The sequence below is a fragment of the Bradyrhizobium sp. P5_C12 genome, from assembly GCF_054049735.1.
Genome location: NZ_JBFULU010000002.1, coordinates 62,315 through 82,878, shown reverse-complemented (window position 1 = coordinate 82,878; position 20,564 = coordinate 62,315). Strand labels below are relative to the sequence as shown.

At 63.9% G+C, this 20,564-nt stretch carries 18 protein-coding genes and 1 pseudogene; 13 read left to right on the top strand and 6 right to left on the bottom strand.

Translation table 11 applies throughout. The features are described 5' to 3' along the window. Positions 1-69: 69 nt before the first annotated feature. From ACXJMY_RS01985 to ACXJMY_RS01970, 4 genes and pseudogenes are all read right to left on the bottom strand, one after another. Positions 70-306: pseudogene (locus tag ACXJMY_RS01985) on the bottom strand (winged helix-turn-helix domain-containing protein); the annotation flags it as partial. Positions 307-768: 462 nt separating this feature from the next. Beyond that, entirely contained in the window at positions 769-996 is a 228-nt protein-coding gene (locus ACXJMY_RS01980) for a hypothetical protein (protein ID WP_456617634.1), read from the bottom strand. A 141-nt stretch (positions 997-1,137) separates the two neighbouring features. Beyond that, complete coding sequence (locus ACXJMY_RS01975; protein ID WP_456617824.1) at positions 1,138-2,376, bottom strand: ABC transporter substrate-binding protein; 1,239 nt, start codon at positions 2,374-2,376, stop codon at positions 1,138-1,140. A 423-nt stretch (positions 2,377-2,799) separates the two neighbouring features. Further along, complete coding sequence (locus ACXJMY_RS01970) at positions 2,800-3,042, bottom strand: hypothetical protein (RefSeq protein ID WP_456617633.1); 243 nt, start codon at positions 3,040-3,042, stop codon at positions 2,800-2,802. Positions 3,043-3,264: 222 nt separating this feature from the next. Between ACXJMY_RS01970 and ACXJMY_RS01965 the strand changes: the two genes are divergently transcribed. Beyond that, positions 3,265-3,546, top strand: a complete 282-nt coding sequence (locus tag ACXJMY_RS01965; protein ID WP_456617632.1) for a hypothetical protein — start codon at positions 3,265-3,267, stop codon at positions 3,544-3,546. Between the two features lie 87 nt (positions 3,547-3,633). Next, complete coding sequence (locus tag ACXJMY_RS01960) at positions 3,634-6,525, top strand: ATP-binding protein (protein ID WP_456617631.1); 2,892 nt, start codon at positions 3,634-3,636, stop codon at positions 6,523-6,525. 337 nt (positions 6,526-6,862) lie between these two features. Here the strand turns inward: ACXJMY_RS01960 and ACXJMY_RS01955 are convergent, their stop codons facing one another. Together ACXJMY_RS01955 and ACXJMY_RS01950 are read right to left on the bottom strand one after the other, a co-directional pair. Further along, positions 6,863-9,763 carry an ATP-binding protein gene (locus ACXJMY_RS01955; protein ID WP_456617630.1) on the bottom strand — a complete coding sequence of 967 codons (2,901 nt, stop codon included), beginning with the start codon at positions 9,761-9,763 and terminating at the stop codon, positions 6,863-6,865. A gap of 227 nt (positions 9,764-9,990) precedes the next feature. After that, a complete protein-coding gene (locus ACXJMY_RS01950; protein WP_456617823.1) occupies positions 9,991-10,884 on the bottom strand; it encodes an SDR family NAD(P)-dependent oxidoreductase in 894 nt (297 codons plus the stop codon). 380 nt (positions 10,885-11,264) lie between these two features. Between ACXJMY_RS01950 and ACXJMY_RS01945 the strand changes: the two genes are divergently transcribed. The 11 genes from ACXJMY_RS01945 (at position 11,265) to mqo (ending at position 20,556) form a co-directional block, all read left to right on the top strand. After that, positions 11,265-12,320: a catalase family peroxidase gene (locus ACXJMY_RS01945; RefSeq protein WP_456617629.1), complete on the top strand. Its 1,056-nt coding sequence runs from the start codon at positions 11,265-11,267 to the stop codon at positions 12,318-12,320. Further along, positions 12,317-12,880, top strand: coding sequence for a cytochrome b (locus tag ACXJMY_RS01940; protein WP_456617628.1), 564 nt, complete (start codon positions 12,317-12,319; stop codon positions 12,878-12,880). The genes ACXJMY_RS01945 and ACXJMY_RS01940 overlap by 4 nt, the downstream gene beginning before the upstream one ends. Positions 12,881-13,005: 125 nt before the next feature. Beyond that, on the top strand, positions 13,006-13,506 hold the full coding sequence (locus ACXJMY_RS01935; RefSeq protein ID WP_456617627.1) for a Dps family protein: 501 nt from the start codon (positions 13,006-13,008) through the stop codon (positions 13,504-13,506). Positions 13,507-13,544: 38 nt separating this feature from the next. Next, positions 13,545-14,168, top strand: coding sequence for a histidine kinase dimerization/phosphoacceptor domain -containing protein (locus ACXJMY_RS01930; protein WP_456617626.1), 624 nt, complete (start codon positions 13,545-13,547; stop codon positions 14,166-14,168). Positions 14,169-14,379: 211 nt separating this feature from the next. After that, on the top strand, positions 14,380-14,979 hold the full coding sequence (locus ACXJMY_RS01925; RefSeq protein ID WP_456617625.1) for an HdeD family acid-resistance protein: 600 nt from the start codon (positions 14,380-14,382) through the stop codon (positions 14,977-14,979). A gap of 3 nt (positions 14,980-14,982) precedes the next feature. Then, a complete protein-coding gene (gene fdhD / locus ACXJMY_RS01920; RefSeq protein ID WP_456617624.1) occupies positions 14,983-15,819 on the top strand; it encodes a formate dehydrogenase accessory sulfurtransferase FdhD in 837 nt (278 codons plus the stop codon). Positions 15,820-15,837: 18 nt separating this feature from the next. Further along, the gene (locus ACXJMY_RS01915; protein ID WP_456617623.1) at positions 15,838-16,500 is read left to right on the top strand and encodes a YoaK family protein; all 663 of its coding nucleotides are present in this window, start codon (positions 15,838-15,840) and stop codon (positions 16,498-16,500) included. Positions 16,501-16,685: 185 nt separating this feature from the next. Further along, on the top strand, positions 16,686-18,122 hold the full coding sequence (gene fumC / locus ACXJMY_RS01910; protein ID WP_456617622.1) for a class II fumarate hydratase: 1,437 nt from the start codon (positions 16,686-16,688) through the stop codon (positions 18,120-18,122). 13 nt (positions 18,123-18,135) lie between these two features. Further along, positions 18,136-18,537, top strand: a complete 402-nt coding sequence (locus ACXJMY_RS01905; protein WP_456617621.1) for a hypothetical protein — start codon at positions 18,136-18,138, stop codon at positions 18,535-18,537. Positions 18,538-18,554: 17 nt separating this feature from the next. Next, on the top strand, positions 18,555-18,959 hold the full coding sequence (locus tag ACXJMY_RS01900) for a hypothetical protein (RefSeq protein WP_456617620.1): 405 nt from the start codon (positions 18,555-18,557) through the stop codon (positions 18,957-18,959). Positions 18,960-18,981: 22 nt separating this feature from the next. Then, positions 18,982-20,556: a malate dehydrogenase (quinone) gene (gene mqo, locus ACXJMY_RS01895; RefSeq protein ID WP_456617822.1), complete on the top strand. Its 1,575-nt coding sequence runs from the start codon at positions 18,982-18,984 to the stop codon at positions 20,554-20,556. Positions 20,557-20,564 lie beyond the last annotated feature (8 nt).

Sequence of the window (20,564 nt, the reverse complement as noted above, 5' to 3'; positions counted from 1 at the left end):
GCTTCCGGCGAGCGTATAGCCACGTCCCGAGATCGTCTTGAGGAGATCGCGATCCTTGCCGAGCGCCTTGCGGACGGCGGAGATATGGACCTGGAGCGTGTTGTCCTCGACGGCCAGGCCTGACCAGACGCTCCCGATCAATTCATCCTTGGTCACCAGGAGACCGGCAGAGCCTGCCAACTTCTCGAGAATCTCGAATGCGCGGCTTCCGATCGGCACCGTGACGTTGTCGTGCCTCAGCTCTCTATGCTGGCAGTCGATGAGCCAGTTTCCGAAAGTGTAAGTTCGATCAGCCGGCGAAGACATCGGGGTCCGTGGATCAGATTCAATGCCGTGATGTCGGGAAAGCGAGAGCCCACCCGAAGATCACCGCCCCCTGGCAAGATATTGAAAAGCGTGAATATGCCTTGGTGTCCTACAGGCGAGGCCGTTGGCGTGTCAAGACGACCTTCTCCGTAGACGGCTGTCCGCCATGCGCGACGCAAGCGCCCGCAATGCTCGCGGTTCGATACACGAATTCGTGACGCGATCAGGAGTGCCAAAATGGGAGAGCGGAACGGGCCGCACGACCGGTAGGGGGCAAGGCACCCTGTCGCCTGCTGCGGAAGGTCTCCACTGAAATGTGGCGGGCCGGAAGAACAGCGGCTTCATGCAGTGCCGCCATTCTTCCGTCCGTGCGACAGACGGCCCCGAGGCGCCGAGATGAACTCCTTCAGCTCAGCGCCAGCGGTTGTCTTGCGCCGACGGGGCTTCCTTCGGCTCGCGTGCTCAATAGCCGGACGTGGGCTCGCAGGGGGGCCGGCGCCACGGGTCGGATGCGTATGCGCCGACGTCGGGAGCGCGAACGCAGCTGCGCTTGGAGGTGACCGGCACGCGCTGAGCCGACGCATAAGCGTCGACATTGGTCCGCTTCGCGTTGCCTTCGCGAGCCATCGCGGGAGAGGCAATCATGGCTGCAACCATCAGTCCGGCGGACAAGAGCTTCAGTGTCGTCATAGAACGTCTCCTTGATGAAGCGACGCCGGGAACGCCTCGGCTCGCTTGCCTGACATGTGCATGCGTGCGCCGGATCGGCAGTATCATTTGAACGATCATTTTCGTCTTTGCACGAAGTCGCGGCCTGCGCTGTTCGGCGCGCTAGTCGGACGAAGGCATCGTCTGGTCCGCATGTCCGTCCAGCAGCGGGCCAAACCATTCCCACCTCTCGCCGGTGAAGCGCATCATCTTCAGATGCTCGATCGGGCGAAAGTCCGTTGGCGATGTCTTTATCCGAACACCGGGAATGTAGGCGGCAGTCTCGATATCGAGATCCGTCGCCACCTTCATGATTCTTTCGCGCGTGAGTTCGTCGCCGCAGCGCCGTATCACTTCCACCAGCGCGCTCGACATGTTGAACGCCATCAACGGGCCGCTCTCCGATCGATCCGCGTCCGGATAATATTTCGCCATGAACGCGCGAAAGCGCTGCATGCCCGGATGGCTGTCCCACTGCGGATCGGTCACGTCCATCTGATAGCCGGCGCTCAGAATTCCCTTTGCGTTGTCCAGTCCGGCGGGCCTGAGCACCGCGCCAACCGAGACCGAGACGTTGGTGATGATATGGATGGGATGCCAGTCCAGTTCGCCGAGCTTCCTGATCGCTTGAGCTGCGAATTTCGGCGTGGCGACATTGATGAATATGTCGGGAGCGGCGGCCTTGATGGCAACGATCTGCGACTCGATCGTCGGCGTGCTGATCTCATAGGGCTGGCTGGTAATGACCGTCTCGGCGTACTTGTCCTGGAGGGCATCCTGCAATCCGAGGAGATAGTCGCGCCCGAAATCGTCATTCTGGTAGAGAACGCCGATCTTGGCGCCCGGATGGTGCGCCAGGATATAATCCGCATAGATGCGTGCCTCGGTCCGGTAACTCGGTTGCCAGCCAATGGTCCACGGAAAATGCACGGGATCGGCCCAACGCGACGCTCCCGTTATGACAAACAATTGCGGCACATGCCGATTGTTCATGTATTTCTGAATGGCGGCGTTGCTCGCGGTGCCGAATGGCGCGAAGATCGCGAGCACTTCGTCGTCCTCGACGAGCCGTCGTGCCTGCTCGACCGCCCTGGACGGACTGTACGCATCGTCATACGAGATGAAGTTGATCTTCCGGCCGTTGATGCCGCCATTGTCGTTGACCATGCGAAAGTAGGCGCTCATCGTCTTGCCGATGATGCCGTAAGCTGATGCCGGGCCGCTATACGGCATGATGTTGCCGATCTTGATCTCGGTGCTGCTCGCACCGGGATCGTATTGCGGTTGCGCGGAGCTGCCGGCCGTGCCGGCCGCCAGCACGGCGGTGGCGATGCCAAGCCTTGTGATGCCAAGCCTTGTTATGCGACGCCTCGTTATGCGAAGCCTTGTGATGCCAATCAAGCGTCGTGCAATGCCCGAAATCGAAATGTCACTTCTGCTCGTGATCAAGCAATGCCTCCGTGATGCTGCGGGTTGCCGGACAAGCAAAAGCGACAGTCGGCCTCGGGAGTATAGCCGGCGCCCTGCGGCAGGCGCGGTTACAGATGCTGAAGCACCGTTAAGTTTCGCAATTGCGGGCGGAGGGAAAGCGGATCACGGGGGCGCCGGCCGGCGGCGCCTTGCGCGGGTCTCGTCCTTGCTCCGGGAAGGCCTTTGCGGCCTATGGGACCGAATTCATTTCGAGCCCGCGGGGTGCGCTGCGCGGGGCGGTCGCACTCGGTACGAGGTCACGGGCGGCATGGCCTGCACCTGACAGGATGCATGATGGTCGTTCGTAGCACTTGGTCATCGTTGCCAGTGGCGGTTGTGAATATGGCCTGCGGCGAACACGGGAGCGGCGCCGCCGGGGCGCTCGAGGCCCATTCGTCCCGCCGGCGTCAGCGCGCCGCCATTCAGCACGTCGCGATCGGGATACATTGATGCAAATGCGGCGGGCTCCTGATCGGCGAAAGACCAGGACGCGGAAGCGGAGGATATTGTTGCCGTTGAGACCAGCGCTGCGGCGATCAGGATCTTGAATGCACTCATAGCGATTCTCCATTGCTTGTTCGGTGCGGAGAGTCGCTTGGCGATGATCGCTGCTCGGCTGGTGGCGCTTCCGGGATTATTTTCTCTACAGGCTATATGGGCACGCCGATCGGCAATCCCACTGTCAATTTTGTCAGAATCGCTCGCGCGATCGTGCGTGGTCAAAAATGCGCAGGGCGCCCAGCTCTGGGTTCAGGCAATACAACCTGTGGAGTGTGAGTCATGAGACTGTCCTCGTTTCTCTGCGTCGCCGCCTGCATTGCGCTTTCGGGCGCCGCATCTGCCCGCGGCGGCATGGGATCGCACATGTCGATGGCAAGCGGCGGCGAGCTCGGGACCAGCGCCGCCACGCCCGGAACGAACTCGCTCGGCACCGCGCTGCCGGCGTCCGAAACTGGCGGTCACGCGATGACGGGACCGTTGCTCGGCACTTACCCGAGCATCGACAAGGACGACGCCAAGCTCGAGAAGATGCTGGAAGGGTCCATCTGTCGCGGCTGCTGAAATGCAAGTAGCGCGATAGGAGCGTTCGGTCTCCGGCGGTCCTCGCGTCCGGGGAAGCTGTGTTTTTCGAAAGGGTTGGTGCTAAGCTTGAGACGAACTCAGGTACCGCTTGGGGCAATCCCAATGATGGTTGAGCCAGGCCAGCGTCCGGTCTACGCGTGCGCGGAATGGGAAATCGATCTTGCCAGGCGAGAATTTCGCTCGATGGGAGAGTCCGTTCCCCTCGGCGGGCGAGCCTTTGAGATTCTTGCGGAATTGGCCCAGGCCGAGGGCCAGCTGGTCACCAAGGATGACCTGACGGAGCGAGTCTGGCGCGGCGTCTTTGTCGAGGAGAGTGCACTTCGGGTACATATTGCGGCGATCCGGAAGGCCTTTGGTCCGGATCGCGACATGCTGGCAACCACGGTCGGCCGCGGTTATCGCCTGTTGGGATCATGGCAAATCCGGCAGGTGGACGCTCCGCTACAATCTGCCGCACCCGCGTTGCTGCCGTCGACCAACATTCCCAGCGCATCATTCGATCTCATCGGCCGCACCACCGCGATCGCGCATTTGTGGAAGCTGCTGTCGGCCTATCGCGTCGTGAGCCTCGTCGGCCCTGGCGGGATCGGCAAGACAGCGCTTGCGCTCCAAGCCGCCAGAACGCCGCCGGCCGGCTTTGCGGCCGATCGATTGCTGGTCGAACTGGCCTCGTTGTCCGATCCCAAGCTCGTTTGCTCGGCCGTCGCCGGCATGCTCGGCATCAAACTCGAAGGGGAGGAGATCTCGCCGGAATCTGTCGCGCGTGCGATCGGCGCCAGGCAATTGTTGCTCATTTTCGACAATTGCGAGCATGTCGTTGATACCGCGGCCCAGCTGGCCGAGACGATCGTCAACCGCTGTCCGGGGACGACCATCATAGCGACAAGCCGCGAAGCGCTGCGCATTGATGGTGAACACGTCTATCGCGTTCTTCCCCTGGTCGTGCCGCCCGACGCCCGGCTCGAGCCCGACATCGCATCGGCGTATACGGCCATGGAATTGTTTACGACCAGGGCGAAGGCGCTGGGCTCCAACTTCGCGCCTGACGCGGAAAACCTCGACGCGGTCGCCGCCATCTGCCGGCGGCTGGATGGCATTCCACTCGCGATCGAGTTCGCGGCGGCGCGCGCGGTGATGCTCAGTCCGCCGAAGATTGCGGCACTTCTCGACGACAGATTCAAGTTTCTGACGACCGGCCGGCGTACGGCGTTGCCCAGGCAACAGACGCTTCGTGCCACGCTCGACTGGAGCTACGACCTGCTGCCGGAGGCCGAGGCCCGGCTTCTGCGGCAGCTCGGCATCTTTGCCGGAGAGTTTCTGCTCGATGCAGTGACCGCCGTCGCCGGCGAGGGCGCGAGCGATGTCACCGGCCAGCTTGCCAATCTGGTGGCCAAGTCGCTCGTCCTTGCGGACATACGCGGCGACCGCCCCCACTATCGCCTGCAGGATACCACGCGCGCTTATGCGCTGGAAAAGCTGCAGGCCAGCGGCGAACTTCCCGACGCGGCCAGACGCCAGGCGAGGTACTATTGCGGGTTCTTTGCCCGTGCCGAGGCCGATAGCGAAATGAAGCCGCAGACGGAGTGGCTTGCCGTCTACGGCCGCCACATCGACAATGTGCGAACCTGCCTCGATTGGGCCTTCTCGCCGCGCGGAGACGCGCAGATAGGAGTGGCGTTGACCGCTGCGGCAGTGCCGCTATGGGTGCAATTGTCACTCCTCGCAGAATGCCGCGAGCGGACTGAACTTGCATTGGCAAGCCTTGACGACACCGCCGCAGGCGCGTTGCGGCTCCGCATGCAATTGTCGGCCGCCCGAGGCTGGTCGCTGATGTACGGCGTCGGACGCGCTCGCGAGGCCGGTCCCGCCTGGACCGCGACCCTGCAGCTTGCCGAGCAGCTCGGTGACAACGACTATTTGCTGCGTGCGCTCTGGGGGCTGTGCATTGATCAGTTCAACAATGGCGAGTTCCGCAGGGCGCTCGAATTCGCGCACCGCTTCGCGGAAGTCGTGGCCGATTCCAGCAATTCCGTCGACCGGATGATGGCCGACCGGCTCCTCGCCACCACGCTGCATTTTCTCGGTGACCAGCGGCTGGCGCATCATCACATTGGGCGGACCCTGTCTCGTCTTTCGGATCTGACGGCGAAGCCGCAGGTCATCCGTTTCCGGTTCGACCTGCGGGCCTCGGCGCGCTACTTCCAGGCGCGCATCCTGTGGCTGCTCGGGTTGGGCGATCAGGCATTGAGCGTCGTCGAGCGCAACGTCGAGGAGGGCCGTGCGAGCGGCCACGCCCTGACATTCTGCAGCGTACTGGGCCAGGGCGCTTGCCCGATCGCTCTGCTGGCCGGTGATCTCGAGGCGGCGGAACGCTATTGCACGATGCTGATCGAGCACACGGAACGTCATCCGATCCGCCTGTGGAACGTGTGGGCGCGCGCCTTCAGAGGCGTCGTGATGGCGCGAAGCGGCGACGTTGCCGTCGGGTTGCCGCTGCTGCGCAAGGCGCTCGAACTGGCGGGCGAGGCGCGTTTCCTGCCGCGTTTCCTGCTTCCGCTCGGCGAGTTGGCGGTATGCCTCGGAGAGGCTGGCGAGGTGTCGCTGGGGCTTGCGACCGTCGACGAGGCGCTTGCGCGATGCGAGGCGAGGGACGAGCGGTGGTACGAGGCCGAACTCTGGCGCATCAAAGGCGAATTGCTGCTGCATCCCGGCGAACACCGCTCCGCCATCGCCGCCGAGCAGGCCTTTGCCAGGGCGTCCGAGGTGGCGCGTGGCCAGGGGGCGCTGTTCTGGGAGTTGAGGACGGCGATCAGTCTGGCGCGATTGAGGACGAGTCAGAGCCGTCCCGCCGATGCGCGCCATGTTCTCAATTCCGTGTACGGAAAGTTCACCGAAGGTTTTGAGACCGCCGATCTGAGGCGCGCCAGAGCCATGATGGCGCAGCTTTCGACCTCGTAGAGTCGCGCTGCGGTGTCGCAGCCGATGCCCCGGGGGCGCATCCGATCCATGCAATCGGATGCCGTTGCGGCCTCGGCGAGCGCCGCATCCCCCGTGCTCCGGAACGTTCCGGAAAACTGCTCGTCGAGCCCCTTCGCCGCAGAAAACAGGCACGAATGGCTTCGGCGCCTCGTTGCCGGCCCAGGATGCCATGGCGCCTCGAACTTATCTTTCCACTCCGCGCCCTTCTATCGGGAGTGCACGGCATGTCGAGAATATCGGCGGCGCGATCGGCTTCGACACGGAGCCCGACATCGGATCCAACCCGGACAAATCGGTCGCGCCTGCCACGGAGCCGTCAACTCGCGGCGAGCGAGCTCGAAGGCGGCGCCCCCAATTTGGCGAGCAGCTCCCTGGCCGCCGTCAGGCGGGGCGTATTGAATCCCTCGGTGAACCGACCATAGATTGACGCAAGCATGTCCTGTGCTTCTCTGCGGCGGCCCTGCCGCTGCCATAGCGTTGCAAGACCGATCGCCGCATGCAGCTGATATCCGAGCGCCCCCTGACGTCGGGCCAGCTCAAGCGACTGCACGAAGCTCTGCTCCGCTTGCGAAAGATCCGGATTGCTCTTGCGCATCAGCACTTCCGCGCGCGCCCGCAACATGTCGGGCATGTTCATCATGAGGTTGCAATGCCGGGCCTGGGCAATCCCCAGCTCAATGGTGTCCAGGGCTTCATCGCCGCGATCCATCGCCGCCAGGGCTTCGGCGAGCGGCATGCGAAACCCTGGCACCGTACCGAAACGCTGGCTCTGCAGCTTCTCGATCGCGCCTTTCAGCATAACGAGCCCGATATCGGTCTCGCTCCGGGCCAGCAGCGTAATCCCCTTCATGGCCTCGCCGACCATCTGGAGGATGGCGAGGTTGTGCCTTCGAGCCTCCACGACGAACCTGTCAACATGCTCTTCGCAATCCTCCAGCTCGCCATTCCAGAAGAAGACGCCGAATGCCCATGGCAGCGCTCTGCAGAACATGATCGGGTGGTTCACTGCGATGACATCCGAGATGGCCCGGCGCACCATTTGCTTGGCCTGATCGGGATGTCCCTGAAGCCAGAGGACGCGAGCAAGGGTGATCTGAGCGCGCTTGGGATATTCGAGGGTGAGGCCGCCATGGACGTCCCGCTCCAGGCCCGGATGCTGCAATGCCGCTTCGATATAGGAGCGAGAGGCAACAAACCTGCCGAGATACTGGCAGGAGATGCTGAGCATTACGCGCATGCGCGCCACCGCAACGGAATCGTTGCTGGCGAGGGCAATGGCTTCGCCGCGCTTGGCGGTGCCCAGTGCGTCGTCATACTTGCCGACGAACAATTGCAGGAGATGCAACTGGTCAATCAAACGGATCTGCCCGGGGACGTCGCCGATCTTTTCCGCTAGTTCGAGCGCCCGGTTGAGGTGATTGGCGCCCAGTTCGTCCAGCTGTCCCGTGAGCATCCGGGCAGCCCCTAGGGCGGCGTGGAGTGCGAGACCGTGCTTGATGCTTTCATTCGTGTCATCGCGTGCTTCGATCGCGCGGGTGACCCAGAGCTCGCATTCCGCCAGGAGCGACAGCTTGAAGAACAACGGTATTGATGCTGCAGCGAGCGCCACGCCGGTTCTGCGGTCCCCCTGATCCGAGAAGCACCACGTCAGTGCGGCGCGCACGTTGCCGAATTCCTCGGCGGCCGCCGAAAAGTCTCGCCCCGATTCGTCAGCCATCTTTTCAAGGAGACCGAGAAAGTAGCAGGCGTGGCGTCGCGCTGTCGCGCCGGCATCCGCGCTGGCGGCAAGTTTCTCCTGCGCATAGGCCCGGGTCGCGTCCGCAAGCCGGTAGCGGGTCGGTTGCGAGCCGGCGTTCAGCGCAAGCATCGACTTGGCGACGAGGCTGTCGATGATCGCCAGGATCGTGTCGTCGTCCTCCCCGGCCGCGGCAATCGACCGGGCGGCGTCCAGGGTCATGCTGCCGACGAACACCGACAGCCGGCCGAGAATCACGCGTTCCGGCTCGGATAGAAGATTGTAGCTCCATTCGATGGTCGCACGCAGCGTCCGGTGTCGGGGCAGTGCGGTGCGTCGTCCCTCCCACAGCAAATTGAGGTGCTGGTCGAGGAGTTGGATCATCGCTCTCGCGCCGTAGGCGCCCACACGGCCGGCGGTGAGCTCGATTGCAAGCGGGATGCCGTCGAGCCGACGGCAGAGATTGCCGACGTCCGAGGCGTTCGTATCCGTCAGCGCGAACTCGCCGCCTCCTGCGGCCGCACGCTCCACGAAGAGTTTCACGGAGGGATAGGCGAGCGCGCTCGCGGCGGTCAGAACGGCCTTGTCCGGCGGGCTCGGCAGCGGCGGGAGACGGTATGTGTACTCGCCTTCGACGCGCAGCAACTCCCGGCTCGTGGCCACGATGTGCAGCTCCGGTGCTGCCTGGTAGAGCCGTTCGGCCAGCGCCGCGGCGGCTTCGATGACATGTTCGCAGCAGTCCAGAATGAGCAGCATGCGCCGGTCGCGCAGGAATGCCGCAAGACTGTTGGTAGGATCATTCGATCGGGTCCGGCGCCCAAGTGAAGATGCGACGATCGCTGGCACCAGAGCGGCGTTGTCGGTCTCGCCGAGACCGACAAAATGGACTTGACCGGCGAATTCCGCGAGCAGGGCATGGCCGGCGGAAACGACGACCGTGGTCTTGCCGATGCCGCCGGGACCGACGACCGTGACGAAGCGTTGGACTCTCAGTCTTTCCGATATGTCCTGGATGGCTTGCTCGCGTCCCACCATCTGCCGGGGAGGCGCCGGCAGGTTGTGGACGTAAGCCGGTTCGGGCGGCTCAGATCGCTGCTGTTCCGGGCCGGAGATCGAACCGACGAAGCAGTAGCCCTGTCCGGAGACCGTGCTCAGATATTTGGCTCCGTCATTGCCGTCCCCGAGCGCCTTGCGCAGTGCTGCGATATGAACCCGCAGGCTGTTCTCGTCGACGCTGGAGTCCGGCCATGCCCTGGCCATCAGATCGCTCTTGCTGACGACGCTGCCGGCCTGCCGGATCAGGGTCAGCAGGATGTCAAATGCGCGAGCCGAGAGCTGGACCGGGCTGCCATCCCGTTCAATCCGCCTCTGCAAGGCGTCCATGCGAAATGGCCCAAAGACGAAGACCTCTTGGGCGGAGGTCTCTTGGGTGGAGAGGCCGGCAGCGGCCGTTGCATTGTCGCTTTGCCAGCGGGGAGCCATTTGGGAATATCAACCCGACAACCGACGCGTCACGTTCTATGACTTGGAAGCGCACCAAGACGCATGAACGTAGTGGCAGCGCCAAAGGTAACATTCGACAGTATCGGGGTAAAGGATCACCGCCGCGGGAGGCAAATCACTTTCGTCTATATTGGGACGGGGACTCCAACAGATATTCCGATCTTTCGGGGAATAAACCTCGATTGCGGTGGTTGCGGAACTTGATCCTATCCAATGGACGCCGGCTTGAGAATGTCTTCCAGCCCGATCAGGCGGAGCAGTTCCGCGCGTGCGTGGTCGGCGACGGCGTCGACGGCTGCGGCCCCGTCGTCATCCGGATCGAAATGAACTCGCAGAGGGCGCTGGCCGAATGGCATGTTCACGACATCGGCTACGGCGCTCGCGACCTCTTGCGGGGCTCGATCCCTCGGCGAAAGCTGCGCAAGTCCTGAGAGCGCAATTTCGCTGACGTCGGCGGTCGGGCCATCCGCATATTCCTCGGCCCGAGCGGTGTCCACTGGCCGGCCGGAGCGAAGGTAATGGCCGGGCCCGAGCGCGCTGGGAACAACGATGGTTGTCTCAACGCCCCAACGCGCGAGCTCGCCGGCATAACCGAGCGCGAGCGCGTCGATGGCGGCTTTTGACGAGGCATAGGCGCCGAGGAAGGGTACGGAGCCGCCACGCGCACTGCTCGACGTGATCCATATCAGCAGCCCCTGGCCCTGCTTGCGCAATTGTGGCAATGCCGCGCGATTGAGGCGCTGCGCGTTCAGCACGTTGGTATCGTAGAGCTCGGCGAGCTGCTCCGGCGTAAAGGCCTCGGTCGGTCCGTAAACGATCTGCCGTGCATTGTGCACGACGACGTCGAGGCGGCCTTCTTCGGCGATGATGGCTTCGATGGCCGAATTCACGGAGGCTTCCGAGGAGACGTCGAACTCGATGGGACGAAGACCGACGCCGTCGTTGCCGGTCTCTGCTCCGGCCTCATCGAGGCCGTGCACATTGGGGCCATCCGCTTTCCGCATTGAAACGTAGACCGTGTGACCCGCCCGTACCAGTTCCTTGCAGGTGCTCCGTCCGATGCGGTTTGCAGCTCCTGTGAGAATGATCACTTTGCTCATTGGATTCCCAATCGCGCGCGCGACCTTCGCGAGAGTGGGCAACGACGTTGCGATGCGGTCCATCGTCTGGTGTTCGGGCCGCTGCCCTCGCGAGAGAGCCTCTGACATAGGACCCGCCGCAAGGCGGGTCTTTCGAGCGTGATGTGTGATTTTCAAAACGCACGAAAGATTTCCAGAACGCCCGAAGCGGGGTCGTATGAGCCTCCGGCCAGGGCTCGAGCCAGGAAGGCCGGGCAGAAGCTGGCGTGCCTTCGCGAAATTGGCCGTGAGTTTGAGAAGATCGCAGCCGCGGCGGCCCGCTAAAACGACCTCTCGTTACTCGACAATGGGGCTGCGCGTATCCGGTCGCCAGGCGGTCGCGGGGCGCGCGAGGAGACCGAATGAATCTGCCAGGCAAGCCATCGCGCTCGGGTCTTGGATCGCTCGTCATGATTGCAGCCGTCCTCGGCGGTGGCGCCGCTGCGTTCGCATATACGGCAGGGTGGCTCTCACCCGAGCGCCTGACCCCGGCGCGGATGATCGCAGCATTGACGCCTCCAAGCGGCGTGCCGCTCGGGCACCGGCGAAATCATGCCAAGGGAATCTGCTTCACCGGGACGTTCGAGGCGAACGGAAACGGCGTGGAACTCTCCCGGGCCAAGGTGTTCGAGCAGGGTCGGTATCCAGCCTTGGGCCGTTTCAATCTCGGCACCGCCGATCCGAACGCGGTCGATGCGACCGTGCGCGTGCGCGGCATGGGATTGCAGATCACGGCAGCGGATGGCGAGGCGTGGCGGATGGCGATGATCAACCCGCCGTTCTTCGCAGTTTCGACGCCGCAGGCGTTTCACGACCTGCTGATCGCATCCGGCAAGAAGGATCCGGAGGCGATGAAGGCGTTCATCCAGGCAAATCCGGAATTCGGTCCCTTCGCGGCCTGGGCCAAGACGGCGCCCTGGACCGGCAGTTATGCGGAAGAGCCTTATCACGGCCTCAACAGCTTCGTGTTCACGGATGCGAAGGGCGGCGACCACACGGTGCGATGGTCGCTGCTGCCCTCGGCACGACCGGTTCCGATCTCGCAGGCCGACCTCGAAAAGCGCGGTCCGGATTTTCTCGAGCAGGAGATCACGGAACGGGTCCGGAGCGCCGGGCCGCTACGATGGACCATGGTCACGACCGTGGCCGATCCGGGCGATCCGACCGCGGACCCGAGCAAGCCGTGGCCGGAGACCCGTCGCACCGTGCAGGTCGGAACGCTGATCGTGCAGCGGATCGAGCCGGAGCGGGATGGGCCGTGCCGCGACATCAACTTCGATCCGGCCGTCCTGCCGCAGGGAATCCGGGTATCGGACGATCCGTTCCCGGCTGCACGCTCATCGGTCTACCGCAGGTCCTACGATCTGCGCGCTGCCGAGGCCAAGGATTATCCGCGAACCGAGGCCGCCAAGCCATGACCACCGCTCCGCATCGTTTTGCCCTGATCCAGCGGCTCCTGCACTGGCTGATGGCGGTTTGCATCCTGGCCATGCTTTTCATTGGCGCCGGGATGGTCGCCACCATCGCGCCGAAATATCTGCCGCTCATCCTGCTCCACAAGACGCTCGGCGTCACGCTGCTGGTCCTCGTCCTGATCAGGCTGGCGTTGCGGCTGTATTACGGCGCGCCGCCATTGCCGGCCGATCTCCCGGGAACCATGAAGCTCGGAGCGAGATTGTCGCACCAGCTCCTGTATGGTCTCATGATCGTCTTGCCGGTGCTCGGCCTCGGCATGCTCTGGGCCGCGGCCTATCCGGTCGTCCTGTATGGCGGGATTCAAATTCCCCCGCTGCTGCCGCAGAGCGACGGCGTGCACACGCTGCTGTGGAATGCCCACGCCTATCTGGGCTTCGCGTTCTTTGCCCTCGTGCTGCTGCATCTGGCGGCGGGGCTGTTCCACGCATTGATCCGCCGCGATGGCGTATTCGGGACGATGGCGCTTCTGCCGCTGCGGGACAGGATGACACGAGCGGAGTGAACGCGGCCAGCGTGCCGGCAGGCGCCCGTCGCAGGCGTGCGATCCAAAAATGCTCCTGCGGGCCGGAAAGACCGCTTGCGCGCCGGGCGGCTAGGATTTTTCAACCTCCAACAAGGATGCCGACCATGACCAAAGCAGATATCCAAAGCCCGACGGACCTCGGAGCCAACGCGAACCGGGACGTTCCAGCCGCGCTGAGGGCGCTGCTGGCCGACGTTTTCGCGCTCTACCTGAAGACCAAGAACTTCCACTGGCACGTATCGGGCCGCCACTTTCGCGACTACCACCTCCTGCTCGACGAGCAGGCCGACCAGATCTTCGCGATGACCGACGACATCGCCGAGCGCGCGCGCAAGATCGGCGGAACGACGCTGCGCTCGATCGGCCAGATCGCACGCGAGCAGCGCATTCTCGACAACGACGCCGACTATGTCGATCCGCAGGACATGCTGGCCGAGCTGCGCAGCGACAATCAGCAGCTGACGCGGGAAATGCGCCGGGTCCACGAGCTCTGCGACGAATATGGCGATATCGCCACCGCAAGCCTCCTGGAAAACTGGATTGACGAGACGGAACGGCGCGTCTGGTTCCTGTACGAGACCGGCCGCAGCGGTCCGAATTCGTAAGTGCAGCGCATGCCGTTCGGCCGGGAAGCGGGTGAAGGATGAGCAGCCTCTCGGACCTCCTGCCGGATGGCGACGTAAGGGCGGAGCGCCTGCTTTTGCGCGATTTCGCGCATCGGATCGATGACGAGCTTGCCTCGGTGATCGATCTGGTGTCGAAGGCGGCCAACCGCTGCGACGGCGCGGAAGCGAGGGCTGCCCTCGCTTCCGTGCAGGACAGGCTGGAAAGTCACGCGCGGCTTTACCGCGCGCTGCAAATGCCGCAGTTCACCACCACCGTCGATCTCGCGGCCTATCTTCAGCAATTGTGCCGGTCGATCAGCCGCTCGAGCCTCGAAGGCGAGGGGATTGCGCTCTCACTTCTGCTGCACCCGCTGAAGATCAACTCCGAGCGCTGCTGGCTGTTGGGGATGATCGTCTTCGAAGCGATCACCAATGCGGCGCGCCACGTCGCCCATGGCGGGGCAGGCGCCATTCATCTCGAAGTGCGGGGGACGGCAACGTCGATCGCGTGCTGCATCACGGACAATGGCCCATTCGACGAGAGCCGGTATCGGGAAGAAGACCGATCCATCGTCGAGACGCTCGCCGCGCATCTGCACGGAACGGTCGATGTTTCCGTCGGACCCGATGGGACCAGGACCGTCGTGAACGTCCCGCGTTAGTCGTGGATCGTGCCGTGACGCCTGCCGCCGGGCTCGCTGCTGGGCGGGTCTGTCGGCTACGCGCCCGTCCATTGCCCGCTTCTCTCGCGACGATCCGCATCGTGCGGATGAAATAATATCGCTGCGTCCTCGAAAGATGGCCCAGGGCCGATCTTTGTACGCTTGCGCCCATTCATGACCGGCGGACCGGTCTGCGAACAAGGGTCAAGCCATGACTGATATATCGAACTCGAAGACCTCGCTCGGTAAGGCCATCCACGCGATCACCGGAAAATGGGGCTGGTTCGTTGCGCTGGGGGTCGGTGAACTGATCCTCGGCGGTGTTGCATCCGCAAATCTGATGGCGGCGAGCCTCGCTTCCGTGCTGGTCATCGGCGCCACCATGGCGGCCGCCGGCATTTTCCAGATCGTGCATGCCTTTTCGGTGCGCGGCCTCCGTGGATTCCTGTTTTGGCTGCTCGCGGGGATCGTCTATGGAGCCGCGGGCGTCATCATCCTCTACGACCCGATCCTGGCCTCGTTCACGCTGTCCCTCGTGGTGTGCGCCTTCCTGGTCGTCGCCGGGGCGATACGGATCTGGGCCGGCTTCCATATGCGGCCGGCCGCGGGCTGGCGCTGGATCGCGGCTGCCGGCGTTCTGACCTTCTGCGTCGGCGTCCTGCTGATCGCGAGCTGGCCCGCCATCGGCCTGTGGCTGCTCGGTGCGATGCTGGTCGTCGACCTGATCTTCCAGGGATGGGGATTCATCGCTTTCGGGATCGCGCTCAGGAGCCGTGCTTCGCGCCATTCGGCCCAGCCGGCGACAGTGTGAGCCATGATGACGGGATCGACATTCACGCGGCATTGGGAAATTGCCTGGCGCGGCGGTCAGACCAAATCGGCTTCGCGATTGGTCGCCGAGGAGACCGCCATCGCGCTCACGTATAATGGGTCGACCCATGCCGTGATGATGGGGACGCCGGCCGATCTGGAAGATTTCGGGATCGGTTTCAGCCTCACCGAGGCCATCGTCGACCGCGTGAACGAGATCAGCAGCATCGAGCTGGTCCCGAACGAGCTCGGCATCGAGGTGCGGATGTGGCTCGATGGCGACCGCGCGGCATCGCTGGCGGCGCGGCGCCGGGCCATCAGCGGCCCCGTCGGATGCGGGCTATGCGGCATCGAGAGCCTCGAGCAGGCACGCCGCGCGCCGTCGCGGGTGGCGAGCCGGAGCCACGCCTTTCACGCGCGGGACTTGCTGGGCGCCATGCAGGCGCTGTCTCCCCTCCAGATCCTGAATCAGCAGACGCGGTCGGTCCACGCGGCGGCGTTCTGGCATCCTCGCACCGGCATCGGCCCGGTCAGGGAGGATGTCGGCCGGCACAATGCGCTCGACAAGCTCGCCGGTTCGCTCGTTCGCGAGGGGAGATCGGCTTGCGATGGCGCCGTGCTGCTGACGAGCCGCGTTTCGGTCGAGATGGTGCAGAAGGCGGCCATGATCGGCGCACCGGTCATCGTGGCCGTTTCCGCGCCGACCGCACTCGCAATCCGGACTGCGGACGAGGCGGGGATTACGCTGCTCGCGATCGCCCGCGATGACGGATACGGCGTATTCACGCACCCGCGCCGCGTCCTGCTGCCTGAAGAGGCCGCGCGACGCGCCGGCGGCTGATCTCACGGGCGGACGAATATGGCGATCCAGGCCGTGTCTCCAGAGCTGGAAGTCGAGGCGTCTGTCGGCATCTACGCTCCGGAGCGGTCGCTTCTCGTCGCATCTCTCCTGAGCATGTCCGGTGGCTTTCTCGACGCCTTTACCTGGCTCTCGCTCGGCGGCGTGTTTGCAAGTTCGCAAACCGGCAATGTCGTGTTCCTCGGCGTCTACGCCATGTCCGGCCAATGGCAGCAGGCGGTCCACCATCTGCTTCCGATTGCCGCCTTTCTCCTCGGCGCGTCGATCGCGATCCGCATCCGGGCGCCGCTGCTCTGCCTCGCCGGAGAGATCGCCTGCCTGGCAGCAATGATGCTATTGCTTCATCGCGTTCCGGATATGGTCGCGATCCCCGGAATCTCCTTTGGTGTCGCGCTGCAGTCGGCCAGCTTCAGGCAGGTCGAGCGCTGGAAGTATCTCTCCATGACCGTCACCGGCAACATGCTCCGCGCCATCGACCAGTCCGTTGCGACGTCCGATCGTGATGCGGCACGCGGCGCCGGAACCATGCTCCTGCTTTGCCTGATGTTCCTGTTGGGAGCCGCCATCAGCGGTTGCGTGACGAGGTGGTTGGGCGCGTGGAGCCTTGCCCTGCCGATCGCGTCGTCGGTGTGCGTTCTCTGGCTCTGCCGCCGGCCGCGCTGACGCTCGGTCGTCGATCGGAACTTTTTGCACCCGTGACAGCCCCGCGCTCATCGATGCGCGAAGCGCCCACCATGCCATTGCGCAAAAGGACGTTCGTTCACGGAAGCCCGCGTGCCGTGCGGACCATAAGCTTTCCCGCAGTGCCGAGATGGCCCTTCCGACACCAACTGCCACGAGAGGCAAGGATGAACGATCTCCGTAAAGAGACAGACAGCCTGGGCGAAGTCGACGTTGCCGCTGACAAGCTCTGGGGTGCCCAGACGCAGCGCTCGCTGGAGCATTTCAGCATCGGCAAGGACCTGATGCCGCGTGAGATGATCCAGTCCTACGCGATCCTGAAGAAAGCGGCTGCGAACGCAAATTGTGCCGGCGGGCGTCTGGATGGCAAGATCCACAAGCTGATCGTCCATGTCTGCGACGAGATACTCGCCGGCCAGCATCAGGACATGTTTCCGCTTCACGTCTGGATGACGGGCAGCGGAACGCAGTTCAACATGAACGTGAACGAGGTGATCTCGAACCGATGCTGCCAGCTCGCAGGCACGCCGCTCGGGAGCAAGCACCCGGTCCACCCGAACGATCACGTCAACATGTCGCAGTCGTCGAACGACAGCTTTCCGTCGGCCATGTACATCGCGGCCGCCATGAACGTGACGCAGCGTCTCGTGCCGGCGGTCGAGGCACTGCATGACGCGATCGCTGGAAAGGCGGACCAGTGGGACGACGTCGTCAAGATCGGCCGAACCCACATGCAGGATGCGACCCCGCTGACGCTGGGACAGGAGTGGTCCGGTTACGCGGGCATGCTCGCCGACGATCTGGCGCGTATCGACGACGCGCTCAAGGGCGTGTTCCGGCTCGCATTGGGCGGCACGGCGGTCGGCACCGGGATCAATGCGGCCCCGGGCTTCGCCGAGGCCGTTGCTGCCGAAATCGCACGGCTGACGGGACTGCCCTTCGTCAGCGCGCCGAACAAGTTCGCCGTGCAGGGCGCGCACGATGCGTTGGTGCAGCTGTCCGGCACTCTCCGCACGCTCGCCGGCTCGCTCTACAAGATCGCCAATGACATCCGTCTGATGTCCTGCGGTCCGCGCGCGGGCTTCGCCGAATTGCTGATCCCCGAGAACGAGCCGGGTTCCTCGATCATGCCGGGCAAGGTCAATCCGACGCAGGCGGAAGCGCTGACGATGATTGCCGTGCAGGTGATGGCGAACGACGTCGCCGTCGGGTTCGGCGGAGCCGGCGGCTACCTGGAAATGAACGTCTACAAGCCGCTGATCATCCACAACATCGCGCAGTCCGTCACCATTCTCACCGACGGTTGCACGAACTTCCGCACCTTCCTCGTCGAGGGCACCGAACCGAACCGCAAGAAGATCAAGGAGTATGTCGACAGGTCGCTGATGCTTGTGACCGCGCTGGCGCCGGTGATCGGCTACGACAAGGCGTCGCGGATCGCGCATTACGCGATGGACAATGACCTCACCCTGAAGTCGGCGGCGCTGAAGCTCGGTTTCGTGACCGAGCCGGAGTTCGACCGCATCGTGGATCCCGCCAAGATGGTCAAACCCTATGTTGCCGAGATCAAGGTGCCGCTCGCAATCGGCGCGAAGGCCGGCTGAAGGAGCCGACGCGATGATCCGGTGCGTCAAACTTTGGACGGGTGCGGACGGCAAGTCGCACTTCGAGGAAGGTGTCATCGAGCTCGAGCGCGGAGCCAGGGGCGACGCACTCAGCGCGAAGCTTCAGGTCGGCGCCGCGTCGTTCCACGAGACGGATGTGGATCCGAAACTCGGATGGCATCCGGATGCCGTGCGGCAGCTCGTCATGTCCCTGAGCGGCACGCTGCGGTTCGAGACATCGGACGGAAGCTTCGTGCTTCATCCGGGCGACGTCCTGTTCACGGAAGATGTCAGCGGAGCGGGCCACAATTGGACCATGTTGGACGAGGAGCCGTGGCGCCGCCTCTACACGCCGCTCGAACCGGATGCCGTGGTGCCGTTCCGCCCGACGACCACTCCGCAAGCAATGCAATAACAGCAAGGACAGAAACCATGATCCGTTGTGTGCGCCTATGGACCGGACAGGACAACAACTCGCATTTCGAGGAAGGCGTCATTGAGCTTGAGCCGGGCCAGCGTGGCGACTTGCTGACTGGCAAGATCGATGTCGCCAGCGTCTCGTTCCAGGAAACCGAATCGGGCGGGGCTTTCGCCTGGCACACCGCGCCGATCCGCCAGCTGGTGATCACGCTGAGCGGAACGCTCGATTTCCAGACCCGTGACGGCCATCACTTCCTGCTTCATCCCGGCAACATCCTGCTTGCCGAAGACACCGTGGGCTCGGGACACAGCTGGAAACTGACGGACGATTCGTCCTGGCGCCGTGCCTATTTGATCCTGCGACCGGGAGCCGTTGTGCCGTTCCGCGCCAAAGCGCGGCAATCGGTCGGGGCCTGATCGAGCAATCCAGAATCGCGCAATCCAGAACAGCAACGCTCAACGAAGAGAAACGACCATGCAAGCAACCTCCGACCGCGAAATCGACGTTGTCCTCATCGGCGCAGGCATCATGAGCGCCACGCTCGGCGTCCTCCTCAAGGAGCTGGAGCCGTCTCTCTCGATCCAGGCGTTCGAGGTTTTGGCGGATTGCGCGCTGGAAAGCTCCGACTCCTGGAACAATGCCGGTACCGGACATGCGGCGAACTGCGAGATGAACTACACGCCGCAGCGGCCCGACGGCAGTATCGACATCTCCAAGGCGCTCCAGGTCAACGTCGAGTTCGACCTCTCCCGGCAGCTCTGGTCCTACCTGATCGACAAGGGGGCGATTGCGGATCCGTGCGCCTTCATCCATCCGGTGCCGCATATGAGCTTCGTGCACGGTGCGGAGAACGTCGCGTTCCTCGGCAAGCGGTTCAAGGCGATGTCGGCCCATCATTGCTATGAGGGCATGGAACATACCGAGGATCCGAGGCAGATTGCCGAATGGGCGCCGCTGGTGATGGACGGAAGGAGCGGCGACGAACCGGTTGCCGCAACGCGCATCATCACCGGCACCGACGTCGATTACGGCTCGTTGACGCATCTGCTGGTTGGTCATCTCGTCAGCCAGCCAGGCTGCGCGGTCCACTACAACAGCTGCGTCACCGGTCTTGACCGGGAGCAGGGCGGCCGGTGGCGCGTCGGAGTGCGGGACACCGCGAGCGGCGAGACCCGCTCGGTCCGCGCAAAATTCGTCTTCATCGGAGCCGGCGGCGGTGCGCTGCCGCTGCTGGAGAAATCCGGCATCCCGGAGGGGCGCGGCTATGGCGGTTTTCCCGTCAGCGGAATCTGGCTGCGCTGCGACGATCCGGAGATCAACAAACGTCACCATGCCAAGGTCTACGGCAAGGCCGCGGTCGGCTCGCCGCCGATGTCCGTGCCGCATCTCGATACGCGCGTGATCGGCGGTCAGCACTCGCTGCTGTTCGGCCCCTATGCGGGCTTCTCGAGCAAGTTCCTCAAGCATGGCTCGCTGCTCGACCTGTTCGAATCTATTCGTCCTGCCAACGTCAAGCCGCTGCTTTCGGTGGCGCGCGACAATTTCGATCTCACCGAATATCTGGTCGGGCAGGTGCTGCAGTCCGAGAGCCATCGTCTTGCGGCGCTCGACGAATATTTTCCGAAGGCCGACCCGAAGGACTGGCGATTGCAGGTCGCGGGCCAGCGCGTCCAGATCATCAAGCCCGACGTCAAGCGGGGTGGGCTGCTCGAGTTCGGGACCGAGCTCGTCGGCGCGGACGATCATTCGCTGGTGGCCTTGCTCGGCGCCTCGCCGGGCGCCTCCACCGCGGCATTCATCGCCATCAGCGTGCTGGAGAAGTGCTTCGCCCGCGAGCTGACGGCGAGCGCCTGGCTGCCGAAGCTGAAGAAGATCATCCCGTCCTATGGCGTGTCGCTGATCGATGACGCGGAGTTCTGTCGTCAGATTCGCGCAGCGACAGCCGCGGTCCTCAAGGTCGACGACATCCAGCGGCCGGCCGCACGCGCGCCATCGGCTGCGAAACGAGCCTGAGCCAAGGG